This is a genomic window from Candidatus Schekmanbacteria bacterium (genome assembly GCA_003695725.1).
Classification (GTDB): domain Bacteria; phylum Schekmanbacteria; class GWA2-38-11; order GWA2-38-11; family J061; genus J061.
In genome coordinates, this window is record RFHX01000173.1 from 1 (window position 1) to 13,650 (window position 13,650).

9 protein-coding genes are annotated in these 13,650 nt (G+C 38.5%); 3 read left to right on the plus strand and 6 right to left on the minus strand.

Annotation, left to right across the window (positions count from 1 at the left end; all coding sequences use genetic code 11):
- Nucleotides 1–165: 165 nt before the first annotated feature.
- The 3 genes from D6734_06980 (at nucleotide 166) to D6734_06990 (ending at nucleotide 4,181) form a co-directional block, all read left to right on the plus strand.
- Nucleotides 166–1,023 (plus strand): PEP-CTERM sorting domain-containing protein, encoded by an 858-nt coding sequence (locus D6734_06980; protein RMF94769.1) that lies wholly within the window; start codon nucleotides 166–168, stop codon nucleotides 1,021–1,023.
- A gap of 190 nt (nucleotides 1,024–1,213) precedes the next feature.
- Entirely contained in the window at nucleotides 1,214–2,068 is an 855-nt protein-coding gene (locus D6734_06985) for a tetratricopeptide repeat protein (GenBank protein ID RMF94770.1), read from the plus strand.
- Nucleotides 2,061–4,181 carry a tetratricopeptide repeat protein gene (locus tag D6734_06990; protein RMF94771.1) on the plus strand — a complete coding sequence of 707 codons (2,121 nt, stop codon included), beginning with the start codon at nucleotides 2,061–2,063 and terminating at the stop codon, nucleotides 4,179–4,181. The genes D6734_06985 and D6734_06990 overlap by 8 nt, the downstream gene beginning before the upstream one ends.
- Nucleotides 4,182–4,455: 274 nt before the next feature.
- On the opposite strand, the gene D6734_06995 is transcribed toward D6734_06990, so the two are convergent.
- The 6 genes from D6734_06995 to D6734_07020 form a co-directional block, all read right to left on the minus strand.
- Complete coding sequence (locus D6734_06995) at nucleotides 4,456–5,595, minus strand: acyl-CoA dehydrogenase (GenBank protein ID RMF94772.1); 1,140 nt, start codon at nucleotides 5,593–5,595, stop codon at nucleotides 4,456–4,458.
- A 380-nt stretch (nucleotides 5,596–5,975) separates the two neighbouring features.
- Nucleotides 5,976–8,417, minus strand: coding sequence for a LamG domain-containing protein (locus tag D6734_07000; protein RMF94773.1), 2,442 nt, complete (start codon nucleotides 8,415–8,417; stop codon nucleotides 5,976–5,978).
- Nucleotides 8,418–8,430: 13 nt separating this feature from the next.
- Complete coding sequence (locus D6734_07005; GenBank protein RMF94774.1) at nucleotides 8,431–8,829, minus strand: hypothetical protein; 399 nt, start codon at nucleotides 8,827–8,829, stop codon at nucleotides 8,431–8,433.
- A 98-nt stretch (nucleotides 8,830–8,927) separates the two neighbouring features.
- Nucleotides 8,928–10,496 (minus strand): FAD-binding oxidoreductase, encoded by a 1,569-nt coding sequence (locus D6734_07010; protein ID RMF94775.1) that lies wholly within the window; start codon nucleotides 10,494–10,496, stop codon nucleotides 8,928–8,930.
- 19 nt (nucleotides 10,497–10,515) lie between these two features.
- On the minus strand, nucleotides 10,516–11,793 hold the full coding sequence (locus tag D6734_07015) for a (Fe-S)-binding protein (protein RMF94776.1): 1,278 nt from the start codon (nucleotides 11,791–11,793) through the stop codon (nucleotides 10,516–10,518).
- A gap of 27 nt (nucleotides 11,794–11,820) precedes the next feature.
- Nucleotides 11,821–13,359 (minus strand): FAD-binding oxidoreductase, encoded by a 1,539-nt coding sequence (locus D6734_07020; GenBank protein ID RMF94777.1) that lies wholly within the window; start codon nucleotides 13,357–13,359, stop codon nucleotides 11,821–11,823.
- Between the last annotated feature and the right edge of the window lie 291 nt (nucleotides 13,360–13,650).

Sequence of the window (13,650 nt, forward strand, 5' to 3'; positions counted from 1 at the left end):
AATTAATATTATAGGATTAGAGAATGGGATGTCAAAAGAAACAAATTCAACAAAATATCACTTTATATTTCAATAAGTTATTGATTTTTTTCAAGTTCCTTAAAAAGTTGGCATAAATTATGCATATTATCATAGTTAAAAACAAGATTTATTGGAGGATCTTCAATGAAAAAATTTTTGGTAATAAGTTTGGTTTCAATGTTTGCAGTTGTATTTGCTTTGGTTAATCCAGCTGGGGCAGCTATTGATCTTGCGCCAGTAGCAGAAGGAAGCGCAGGAACGGAATTTCATCAGACCTTTTATTATACCTCATCAGGAAGTTCATTTTCAACTACATCGTCACAGCCATTCGTCAGCAGTATAACCGGGTCTCCCAATCATATCATTCACACATCAGTAAGTAGTTATGTAAATTCAGGACCTTTCATCAGGGCAGCAAGATATATTACTTCCTTTTCTACTTCCACTGGGTATTCTTCGACATATGTTTCAATCCAACGAGTATTGAAGGGAATTGTCGAGTTTGATATATCTTCACTGTCATCACTTTCAGGTCCTTTTACAGCTCAGCTTAGACTTGATTTTCACAAATTGAATATAAGCTCCAATATTCCTGTAACCGTTTCATTGTATGATATGACAGAAGCAACAGAAGATGGAACAATCTCAACCTTCGCTAAAGGTGCAAAAATCGCTGATATTTTAAATGTTACACCATATGGTAATCCCCCTTCAGGATTTTATTACTTCGATGTTACTTCAGAACTTGTGGCAGATTTAGCAAATATCGGCTCAAACACTTACAGTGGTTTTATTATTGATTATGATGTGCCAGATCCATCATTTCCAATGGACCATTTCTATGATGCACTTGGAGAAGTTGATTTTCAGAATTATGACGGCGGTGGAAGTGAAGGTCCATTACTCACTATCAATACGGCTCCAATTCCTGAACCAACCTCACTTATTCTTTTAGGTTCAGGTCTCATTGGAGTTTATTTTATCAGAAGAAAATTAAAATAACCCTTTAGGCACCTCCTAAAAAAAATGGTGTTCGTCTTTCCCTTAGACGGACGCCATTTTTTTTGGTTGAATTCTCCTAAATAAAGAATAGGCTATTTATATTTGAAAAATAAAATGTTATAAATAAAATCTATTTTGTCTTTTCGACAAAAATTGACTTTAGAAATTAATTTCTTTGAAAAATTGATAAATGAACTTTTCTTTTAAAACATTTCTTTCATTATTCATTATCATATTATATGCTCATCAATCTTATTCTTTAGTTGAAAAAAAAGAGATAAATACACCAGCCATCAACAATAGGTCCCTAACATCTTTACAGAATGATAGAAGTGAATATATTGCAATCCTGCTTGAAGCAATTAAAAAAGAACCAACCAACATTTCTTTGAAAGAGCAGTTAGCACTTCAATATTTAAGAGAAAAAAATTTTGACTCTGCAATAAACATCTTTAACGAAATTATAAAACTTAAGCCCAATTCATATCTTCATTATAACGCATTGGGTTCCGCTTATGGTTTTAAGGGGGATATGGAGAATGCAATTAAAAACTACAAAAAAGCTATCAAACTAAACCCTTCCTTTGCTGAAGCCCATAAAAATTTAGGAAATGCATATATTGGAGAACAAAAATTCGATTTAGCTCTTGATGAATTTAAAAAAGCCCTAAAACTTAAACCTGATTATTATCAGGTGATGAACAACATAGCCTCCCTTTATTTTATGGAAAATAAAATGGATGATGCTCTAAAAGCTGTTGAAAATGCACTTTCAATAGAACCGGATTTTCTTCCTGCAAAAAAAATACAGGGAAAAATATATAAGCGGAAAGGAGAGTTTAAAAGAGCCCTCAACATTTTCAATGAAATTCTAATGAATAATCCTAAAGAGGTTGAATCAATAAAAATAATTGCCGGAATCTATTTGCGTCTGGGAAATTATCAGAAAGCCCTTGAATTTTGTAAAAGATACATTGAATTGAGGCCATCTGATCCTGACAAACATGATTACATCACTTTCATAAACTACTTTGAAAATGAATAGAATAATAAGAGGAAAAGAAAAAATAATATTATTTCTTATTCAGTTGACTGCAATTTTTTTTCTATTTTTCATTATCTCATGCAATAAATTTGCCTCCTTTGGGAAAGCAAAGAATTTAATCATTATAACAATGGATACAACAAGGGCAGATGCGCTCGAATGTTATGGAAATAAAAATGTGCACACTCCAAATATAAATCGAATTGCGCAAGAGGGAATCCTTTTCAGCAATGCGGCAAGCGCTGCACCCATTACCCTGCCCAGCCATTCATCAATTATGACAGGGCTTTTTCCTATCAACCATGGAGCAAGGGACAACAGCATTTATATCCTGCCAGAAGAAAACACTACTCTTGCTGAGGTTTTCAAAGAAAAAGGATTCAACACAGCAGGAATAGTAAGTACTTTCATTCTTGATTCCCAATACGGCATCAACCAAGGATTTGATTTTTTTGATGACAAATTTCTTAACCCTGAACAAAAGGGACGACTTCCTGTCCAACGTAAAGGAATTGAAACAGCTACTGTTGCAATAGATTGGCTTGAAGAGAATGCAAAGAAAAAGCCCTTCTTTATGTGGGTGCATTTCTATGATCCTCATGCAGATTATAACCCTCCTGAACCTTACAAGACCGCTTATATTGACAATCTTTATCTTGGCGAAGTTGCATATACAGATATGTGCATTGGAATGATAATAAAGGAATTAAAAAAGCTGGATCTTTATGATGACACTCTATTCGTAATTACTGCTGACCATGGAGAAAGTTTAGGCGAACACGGTGAACAAACACATGGTATATTTATCTATGATGGGACTATTCATGTCCCTCTCATTATAAGAGATCCTACATCATCCATCAGAGGGAAAAAAATCGACACACAGGTGCGTCTTGTTGATATCTTTCCAACTGTGCTTGAATTGATGGGAATAGACTACAAAGGGGAAACCGATGGTGTAAGCGTTGCCGGTTTTTTTGAAGGGAAAGAAGTTGATGAAAACCCTTCCTATTGTGAAGCGGAAATTCCCAAATCCTTCTATTGGAATGCTTTGAAAGGTATACGCTTTGACGGATGGAAATACATCTTTGGAAAGAACAAGGAGCTCTATAACCTTAAAGATGACCCGTCTGAACGCATCAACTTGATTGAAAAAGAATCTTCCAAGGCAAAACAGCTTTTTACGATTTTAAAGAGAATAGTTGCCAATAAGAGAACATTTAAAAAAGAGAGCAATATAAAACCTCTCGACGAAGAAACAATTGAAAAACTGAAAGCTCTCGGATATTTTCAAGCTGGAGGGACAAGCGGTAAAGAGGAAGAATATGATGAACTTCCAACGGAATTTTCCCGTCCTGACCCATTGGAACAAATTAAAAATTATAGAAAGTTCCAAAGAATCAATAACCTAATTGACAGCAAGCAATACGATGCAGCTGAAAAGGGGCTAAAAGAAATCATAAAAGAAGACCCTGAAAATCCACGTTTTTTATCAACATTGGCAGAAATGTATAAGACTTTGGACCGCATAAAGGAAGCCATCCCTCTGTATGAAAAGGCAGCTAAATTTGATCCAAAAAACGGTAGATATTATTTTCTAATTGGCAACCTCTATAATCGAATCGGCAAACCCTCAAAAGCCATTGAATTTTATAAAAAAACAGTTCAACTCAATCCGAGACACTTTCTCGCTCATTATAATCTCGGAAGGTTTTACACACTTCAGGGAGATTATGAAAAAGCGATTCTTGAATATGAAACTGCCTTAAAACTTCGCCCTGATCATTCATATTCATACAACAATCTTGCTTACATTTATATGGAAAAACTCAATGACAAAAAGAAAGGGTTAGAATATTTGAAAAAAGCTGTAAAAGCTTCGCCAAATATTGCATTCATAAGAAAAAATTATGCAAGCGCTCTAATAGATTTAGGGAAATATAAAGAAGCTGAAAAGGAAATGAAGGAAGCTCTTCGTCTCGAGCCAAATAACCCAAAATATTATACAGAGCTTGGAAATATCTACAAAAAAATGGGAGACTTAGAAAAAGCTCAGGAAATGTGGAAAAAATCCACTGAAATCTCATCTTCTAAAGAAGGTTCAACATCATAGTGAAACTAATGAGATTTTAGAGCTACATTTTGTCTCAATCGGTTTTTCTTATTTTCCTTTACCTTATAATTTTTGCATGCTTCCTGCTTAAACTAATTGTCTGCTACTATATCTGCTATTAGATACATTAAAATGCTTGAACCGGTAAATAACGAAAAGTATACCTTCAACAAAAAGTATACTCTTCCAAATAGTTGATTTATCCGTTTAGAAAGATATCGCACTAGCACAAAAAGTGCAGAATTACCGGATAAGTTTTCTAAAAAGTAAGATTTTATCCCTTCAAAAGTTTGTTTGCGATGACAAGCCGCTGAATCTGATTTGTTCCTTCATAGATTTGAGTAATCTTTGCATCTCTCATCATCTTCTCTACTGGATAATCTCTCATATATCCATAACCACCAAGAATCTGTACTGCATCAACAGTAACTTTCATAGCAACATCCGATGCAAGAAGTTTACACATAGCCGCTTCCTTACCAATATCTCTTGCGCCTGAATCAATATATCTCGCCACAGTATAAAGAAGCGCTCGTGCCGATTCAATTTGAGTTGCCATATCTGCTAGCATAATCTGAATTGTTTGATTTGCTGATATTGTCTTGCCAAACTGCTCTCTTACCTTGGAATATTCAAGAGCTTCTTCGAATGCCCCTTGCGCAATTCCAAGTGCTTGCGCTGCCACGCCAGGCCTCGCCTTATCCAATGTTTTCATCGTTATAAGAAAACCAGCATTTTCTTTATATATGAGATTTTCAGCAGGAATTTCACAATCTTCAAAAATAAGTTCTCTGGTTGCAGATGCTCTTATTCCCATCTTTTCTGCTTTTTTGCCAAATGAAAAACCAGGAGTTCCTTTTTCAACGACAAAAGCAGATAAACCGCGTGCGCCTTTTGAACGATTCGTAGAGGCAATAACAGTATATATCTCCGCTTCTCCTCCATTAGTTATCCATTGTTTGGTTCCATTGAGGACATATCGGTCACCCTTTTTATCGGCGCGTGTCTTGACATTTCCTGCATCACTTCCTGCTTCTGCCTCCGTAAGAGCAAAAGCGGCAAGAGCATCGCCCGAGGCTATCCTTGTAAGATATTTCTTTTTCTGCTCTTCACTTCCAAATAAGATAAGAGGATATGAACCAAGTGCATTTGCTCCATATGAAATTGCAATACCTGCGCATACTCTTGAAAACTCCTCCATCACAAGCGCCATCTCGAATGTCCCCATTCCAGCGCCGCCATATTCCTCTTCTATATAAAGACCGCTTAAATCAGCATCTTTAATTGCTTTCATCACTTCATAAGGAAATTCTTCTGTTTCATCAAGCTTTGCTCTGATTGGTTTTATCTTCTCTTCAGCTATTTTTCGAGCCAAGTCTTTGATCATTTTTTGTTCTTCTGTTAACTGATACATCCATTGCCTCCTTAATTAAAATTCAGGGGAAAAATAAAAGATATGAATCTTTAAAAAATTGAAGTTTAAAATCTATTTTAGGAATAACCTAATGTCAAGGAATTTTAGGGAATTGTAAGTTTGAAAAAGTAAAATGATAAATCCAATTACTATAATGAAATATCAAATTTTTAAAAGAGTAAGGCAACTGCCTGATGGGGCAAGAAATTTTTCATTCAGGAAATCCCACGACCTCTCTCCACCACTTCTTGATATATTTCCTTGAAGGATAGCTAAGTAAAAGCCATGGACATTATCTAAATCTTTGGGAAAGAGATGAATTTGCTGAATCTCTCTTCGAATACGCCAAGAAAAGTCAAAAGCAGACTTGACCCCTTTCTTTACTTATGTTTCTTGTGTCTGAAATTAGGTTTCACTTTAACTTTCAAGCCTTTATGTATCGTGGCAAGACCTGACAAATCTATATCTTCTATCTTGTAATAATATACGCTTCCTCTTTTTACATCTATATCTACAAAGCGGTATTTTGCGCCTCCTATGGCATCATTCCCCTTTGCGGGCTTGAAACTCTCCTCAATGCGCCTGAAGACGCCTTTTTTCCCTTTTCTCTTCAAAATATAAAACCCGGCGTTGTTATCTTCTGAATCAGTTTTCCATTTTAAAATCACTTTTTTCTTCTTTTGTACTGCCTTAAAATAAGATATTCTCGCAAGCGTAGGCGTAGGGTTGAAATTGTATCCTGTAAGGTTGTCGGATGTTGGACCGGCAGTGCTTGTGTCATTTAAAGAGTTAGGGTTGTTGAAGTGATAAAGCGCCATAGTATTCGCTTCGCTGTCTGATTGAGTATCGGCGGGGATGAAGTTGGCTGAATATTTTGCGCTATTTGAAATTCTTAACTCATCTATGTATCCTTTAAAATAATATGCTTTTGTAGTTCCTATTTTTAAACAACCTACATCAAGTTCATTGCCAGAGGAATTGAGTACTGTGGTTTTGGAAGATGCGCCAAGAATCCTATCCACACCATCTATAAATATTTTAACCGTATCTGCCGTATCATCAAAAACAGCGGCAATGTGATACCAGGTATTGTCCACAAATGACGCAGTTGCTGAAGTTAAAAAGTCATTGTAATCGCTAGCGCCCGAACCGTAATAGAGCCTTAACTTTACCTGAGCCCTGCTCTCTGTACTCCAAGAGAGCCATAGGCCATATGCCTGATCCTTCCATAAGATTACACGGTCTGTTCCTGAATATCCCGAAGTGGCGGATTTTCTGAACCAGCATTCAATTGTCAAGTCTGATGATATTTCAGTGTCGGAACTGCTCGCACAGTTTGCATAATCATCTATCCCATCTGCGTTGAGCACTCCGCCTGCGCTTCTGTCAAAGCGTTTGAAATTTGCACCGTTATTCGCCGTAATCGTATCTGTGATGGAGTCAACGGTGCTTGAGTCGGTATCGTATGACGGGAAATCGAAATGATAGAGTACCATTGTGTTCGCCTCTGAATCAGAATGGGTTTCTTCAGGTTCAAATCCCACGCTTGTATATTTCGCAGAATTTGAAATTCTTACCTCATCGATATAGCCTTCGAATCCATTGGTGCCGCTTGAATCTTGCGCACCTACAAAAAGCGCCCCTGATGAGGATTTAATCGTCGATGTCGTACCAGATGCGCTTGCCACTTGTGTCCCGTTGACAAATACTCTAAGTGTTTGCGCAGTGGCATCATAACTCATTGCAATGTGATACCATTTAGCCGTATCAAAACTCAAACCATAACCAATAACAGTGGGCCCGCCTGTTGGTGGCTGTATCATGGCCTGAACGTTCGCACCCGTATCGGAATACCAATACAGATAGAGGGAGTATGCCTGGTCTTTATAAATCAATCTCTGGGTTTTACCTGAATAGCCCGTTGATGCCGTTTTGTAAATCCAGCATTCTGCAGTGAGACTTTGCGTGATTACATGGTCAGCAGAGTTCGGCGCTGAAGCATAATCATCCTTTCCTACAGTATCGTTTAAAAGAAGGACTCCTCCGATTGTTGACCGTGTATTCACGATGGAAGCTCCGTTTGCAAGGGAAAAACTGTCGCTCACAGAATCAGTAAGCGAGCTGTCCTGAAAGTCATTGAAATGATAAAGCACCATTGTGTTCGAATCCGTGTCTGACAGTCGGTCAATAGGCGTGAAGTTTGAGGAATATCTTGCCGTATTGGAAATTCTAAGCTCATCTATATATCCTGGAAATTTAGCTATCCCTGAATCGTTATTTCCTATGTAAAGCTGGTTTGTGGAAGTGTCTATGTTGCCTGTGCCTGCCGAAGGCTCGGTTATTGTGGCATATAAATTTCCATCGATGTAATATTTGGCAACTCCTTCCGTGCCGGTAGTAGGATAAAATTCAATTGCAATGTGATACCATGTGCCAATATTAAAAATTTTCCAGTATGAATCGAAAACGAAATATGCATTAGTACCACCGCGCCAAATAGAAAATACAGGATAAAAAGCAGTGGAGTTGTCGGTTATAGTCCCAAAACTCAAGAAATAATTATTTCCTCTGTAAACGATATCACCGGCACCCGTAAAATTTGAATCAAACCTTATCCAGCATTCAATGGTTATGGAGTCACTGCCTGATGCGCCAAGATTGAGGTCTGTTTTATCCGAAACCGATGTAAATCCTTTCGCATTTGCTGAAGTCCCCATATCGAGATATCCGCCTGTATTTGTTCTTGTGCCGGCATGTATAGTAAATGATAGAGCAGCAATGAAAAAACAGACGAGAGATAAAATAAAAGATTTTTTTCCCATAATTATGGCCTTTCTAAATTAATTCATCCCTGAAAACATCATTCTCATTATCCGAAGAGGAATAATCGCTGTAGCAGAGAAGATATGCGACTTTATCAGAGATATTTTTTATTGCATGTGTTATATTCGGAGATATTGTCAATATTGTATCGTTATCAGGAGGGATTTTTGTTTCTTCGGTTTCATCTGTATCTTTATTTTTTGCCGCAACAAGACAGGGTCCACCTATAATCCAGATTTTTTCTTCCTGTTTCTTATGATAATGATTCCCTCGAATAGCTCCGGGATTCATGCTTACAATGTGAAGATTGAGGGCTTTGCCTTCCTTGAGCTTTTCCTCATCGATAGGTCTTACAGAAAAACCCCTTTCATCTCTGTTTATCTCAACTTTTTCAATCTTTATTAGTTTCATCTTTCTCTCAATCAATATAATATTCGCAAATTAAAAAAAAAGAGAGGGAATGGATACCCTCTCTTTCTTCTTTTTTCATCTTCTTTTTTTCTGTCTGCCTATTCTGCCGGTGGCGGTGGCGGCTCAGGTGGAACAGGATATCCTGGATTTGAAGTCATCCTTGGATCAAGGAGTTTCTTGATATCCTTTACCATCTCATGATAGTTGCACATCGCCGGACCAGTTATATAAGTCATAGGTCCAAGAGGCCAAGTAGGCATCATCTTTCTTTTTACCGCTTCTATGATCGTCTGCACATAGCCATTGATAAAAGTTTTTCCTGCTTCCAAGTCATGTTCAAAGTAAATGATCGGTTCAACTTCTGAAAAATGGCACATCTGATAGGAATTTACCCAGTCAGAATGACTCAAATCTTCAACAAAATGACCTTTCTTGTATGCGTCTTCAATAATGGGCCACATAAATTCGCTCGTTCTTATTGTATGGTCAATGGAATCAAATCCAAAACCGCCCATAACGAAGAAATCACCTGCAGGCCTGTAAAGCCTATTTGAAAGTCCGCAACGAATTGCCTCGCCTATGGCATGATGGCCAATATTCCAAAGCTCTGACCCTTCTTCAATATATTCACCTTCATGGTCCTTTACAATCTGGTCAAGAACCTTCTGCTCATACTGAAGTTGTCTTGGAGAAGAAAAACCAATCAATGTCACAGCAAGGATGTTTTTCCATTTATGTTGAAAATCTGGCCATCTCTCCCAAAATTCCTCAACTGATGCGCTGTCTGCCGCTAAGACCCAATTGGCGCCTTCTTCGTGGACTGCTCCTGCAATCTCAGAATGTCCGATATCATACATTGCATCAGCAAGTTTATACTTTGTCTTAAACTTGATAAGATTAATTTTAAAGCGGTCTTTAGGAAAATCGACTTCAAAATCCGGGTTTGCGCCCTTGACGGGAAACTCTCTCGGTCCGGGATAAGGAAATAGCTTTACAGCCATTTTTGTAACCATTCCCAATCCACCGCAATGGCCAGTATCAGCCCTTATAAGCCCTTTGAGGTTGAGTCCAGCACAGTCGCCCCAAAACCACTCTGCATTGGGATTTCCGGCTGAACCAATCTTCAATAATTCTCCATTCGGAAGAACCCAATCACAGGCAAGGATTCCACGGTTAAAACCGTATTTATGTCCCATACCTCCCATACCCTGGAAAAGGTTGTTTGCCATAACAGAAACCTGTGATCCTGCTTCAGGTGTTGTAATGGAGAGCCCAACCTTATGAGATTCCGCTTGAAGTTGAGCATAGGTAACATAGGGCTCAACAACTGCATACATATTCTTTTCATCAAGCTCTATGATTTTGTCCATCCTCTTCGGATCGATAATGATTGTATCGGGACGGACAGGTATTGTTGGCGGCAGAAGATTTGTGCCAACAGGAATATAGGTAAATTGGTATTTGTTAGCAATTCTTATTATTGCCTGCACTTCCTCTGTGCTCTCCGGCAGAACAACCGCCGCAGGACGATACCTTCCTGATTGGGCATGTGTGCTGTAAAGAAGCCACATATAGCTGTATGCCGTTGTCACAGCAGGATCATCGCTTATATTTTCTTTTCCGAGGACATTTTCCAGTGCCTCATATGCCCCTTTTGGTAAACTCATATTATTCTTCCTCCCTGCTTTATAAAGCTTGTTCCACTAATTCAACAAGACTTAACATTTTAATTTTATTTCCATCAGCTTTAATAGCGTCTGACAGGTTCGATTCACACCATGGACAAGATGAAACTATCGCTTCAGCGCCTGTTGCTTTGGCTTCTTCAATCCTTTCTCTTGCAGAGAACATTGCAAATTCAGGATAAGCAGATCTGACACCACCGCCTGCACCACAGCACCACGAGAATTCTCTAATTCTATCCATTTCAACAAGTTCAATTCCCGGGATAGCTTTCAGCACATTCCTTGGCTCGTCATAAACTCCCTTTGAGCCATAGTTTCTTCTTCTTGGAGGATCGGAAAGTCCCCATTTAATTCTTGTGCCTTCCCATAGATCCTGAGGTTCACCACCTCTTCCAAGATGACATGGATCATGCCATGTAACTTTCATATCTATTCTGTTCTTGAATTCAAGCTTGCCCTCTTTAAGGAGTTTGTCAAGATACTGCATCGCCTGATAAACTTCATAATTTCTTTCACCAAGCTCCGGATAATGCCCCTGAAAGATACCATAACAGCCAGAGCATGAAGTGATAACTGTTTTTACTCCAAGTTCGTTAAACGTTTTTATATTATCGCTTGCAATTTCTTTAAAAGTGTCTTCCACTCCAACTTTGAGTGCAGGGCTGGCACAGCATCTTTCCTTGTTTCCAAGAATGCCTACATCAACACCAGCTTTCTGTAAAACCCGTAATGTTGCCTGCGCAACCTTCTGAAGGTCGGCATTATATGAATAGGTACAGCCTGCAAAATAGAGGACTTCAGCTTTTTCTTTTGTTATGTCCTTTACTTTCAGCTTCCTTGCCCAATTTCCTCTTCTTGTTTTTGGCTGCTGCCAAGGATTGTCATTCTTCTGAATGCTTTCCACAGCAGGCATATGTCCCGGTAAAGGACCTTTGCCTTCTTTAACCACATACTTTCTCAATTCATGGAATATCTCCAAAGGCTCCATATCGCGAGTGAATTTGCAGGTTACATCACAACCCCCGCAAAGTGTGCAGGTGTAAATTACCTCAAGCACTTTGTCTGTAATCTCTATTTCGCCCTCTAACAATGCTCTTGCAAGGTCAAACCTTCCCTGCGCTGAATAGGCATCGAACTTGTACATCTGGTTAGAAGGACAGATTTTTGCAGTCTTCTTATTCTTAACACTCCATGGATGGACCCATTTGCACATTGAACATCTTTCACAGTTGACAAGGTCCCATCTATATTTCTCAAGGCCTTCTTTATTATTACTCATTTATGCTTCCTCCATTTCCCTTCTATTTTATAGTCCTAATTTTCCAGGATTCATTATCCCATTAGGGTCTAAATAATCCTTGATCAACTTTGAAGTCTTATATTGAACGGCATTTGTGCCATTGACTATCTCAGCCCACTTCCCATATGCGCGAGTGAAGACAGCTCCTTCTGCATACATCCTTCTGCTTGCTTCCTCGTGAAGTTTAGAAACAAGACAGCACTCATCTCCATCGTTTGGATCATAAGGGATATTGAATTCAAGATGAGCGGCGCGTCCGTTTTCAATGGGCTGTAAATAAATGCCTATGTCTGCTGTCGGATAATCGAGCTTTACTGCTTCTTCCATCATAATCTTTTTAAACTTACCTGCGCTCTCCATAGTTGTAATAAAGAATATATCGGCGCATGCGCCTTTGAGGAAATCTTTCCAATAAATCTCTTTATCCCAACAACGGCGCAAATTTTTTGCAAAGAATGCAGCCGCTTTTGGAGCTTCTGGAATGGAAATTTGCGGTTTTGCACCAGTTTCCTGAGCAGTATCGAGAAAATCTGCCTCCTGATAAGCAATCCTTTCGTCCGGCAGTCTCTTTAATCCACCAATGCAGAATACTTGTATGTATTCAGGTAATTTCTTTCTCAATGAGTAGTATTCATCATGATTTTCAGCAAGGATCGATGCAAGATTTGCTTTATCAAGAATAAAACATTCATAGCCAATCCATTTTCTGAGGACTTTGTAAGTGAAATTTGCAGCTTCATCAATACAATCAAATGGTGTAAAATAAATTTTTTCTTTCACAGGGAGGGGCTCAGCCATTATGTTAGCCCATGTAATAATGCCAAGTGTCCCTTGAGCTCTCGTATAAAGTCTGTTCCAATCAAATCCGGGACCCCATGGACCAACCATATCTGTATTGATGACATCCGGTGGTGCTGGAGCCGCTGAACCAGTCCTGAATATCTCTGCCTTAGGCATTACAATTTCAGCCGTGTAAAGAGGTTCGCTGTAGCAGAATTCCTGAACTGCCATAGGATGTGCTTCAAGGTGTGCAGTCACAACTGACTGGTCTTTCCTTGGAAGAAGTGGCATCATAGCACGAAGCCCTTCTTTTGCCAAAGCTTCCTGAAGTTCATCGTAATTGACCCCCGGCTGGATTCTTGTAGCTCTGTTGCGGTAATCAATTTTAAAGATTTTTTTCCATCCAGACAGGTCTATAACTATCCCTCCCATTTCCGGAATAGCACAGCCATAATTATGAGTGCCTGAACTTACTGGTACTACTGGAATCTTCTCTTCATTTGCCAATTTAACTATGTTGCATACCTGCTCAGTGTTTTCTGGATAAACAACGAAGGATGGCTTTCTTGGTTTTGATAAGCTAACATCTTTGGAATATCTCTCTCTCGTTTCATCGTCATCTTTGACATTCGATTCTCCGACAATGCCTGCTAACTTCTTCTTAATATCATCGTGGTACTGCTTTTTTTCGGCTACCACTTCGCTGTAAGGCTTGTCTTCGAGAGGTTTGATATAATCCACCTTGGCTGGAATTTTCTCGGGCATATTTTACCTCCTTAATTTCCTCTAAACTTAAATTAACAAGACACTTTTTTCGAACATAGACACTCTACTGTCCGAATTTTAATTATTTGTCAAGTAAAATTGACCAATTTTTTTCAGTTATTTTTCTAATTCAAAAATAACTTTGGGGAGGTAATCAAAAAGAGAAAAACTTATTTTTTCAATTTCCTTTATTGAAAGAGGAGAAAAATATTCATTGGGAAATAAATTTACCTCTTGCCTTTACCCTTTCCTTTCTTCGACTTGGGCACTACATAGTAATAAGGATAGTAA

Excerpts from the sequence above, each read along its gene's own strand:
- D6734_06990 (RMF94771.1), top strand. The coding sequence starts at position 2,061 with ATGAATAGAATAATAAGAGGAAAAGAAAAAATAATATTATTTCTTATT.
- D6734_06980 (RMF94769.1), top strand. The coding sequence starts at position 166 with ATGAAAAAATTTTTGGTAATAAGTTTGGTTTCAATGTTTGCAGTTGTA.
- D6734_07005 (RMF94774.1), bottom strand. The coding sequence starts at position 8,829 with ATGAAACTAATAAAGATTGAAAAAGTTGAGATAAACAGAGATGAAAGG.
- D6734_06985 (RMF94770.1), top strand. The coding sequence starts at position 1,214 with ATGAACTTTTCTTTTAAAACATTTCTTTCATTATTCATTATCATATTA.
- D6734_07000 (RMF94773.1), bottom strand. The coding sequence starts at position 8,417 with ATGGGAAAAAAATCTTTTATTTTATCTCTCGTCTGTTTTTTCATTGCT.
- D6734_07015 (RMF94776.1), bottom strand. The coding sequence starts at position 11,793 with ATGAGTAATAATAAAGAAGGCCTTGAGAAATATAGATGGGACCTTGTC.
- D6734_07020 (RMF94777.1), bottom strand. The coding sequence starts at position 13,359 with ATGCCCGAGAAAATTCCAGCCAAGGTGGATTATATCAAACCTCTCGAA.
- D6734_06995 (RMF94772.1), bottom strand. The coding sequence starts at position 5,595 with ATGTATCAGTTAACAGAAGAACAAAAAATGATCAAAGACTTGGCTCGA.
- D6734_07010 (RMF94775.1), bottom strand. The coding sequence starts at position 10,496 with ATGAGTTTACCAAAAGGGGCATATGAGGCACTGGAAAATGTCCTCGGA.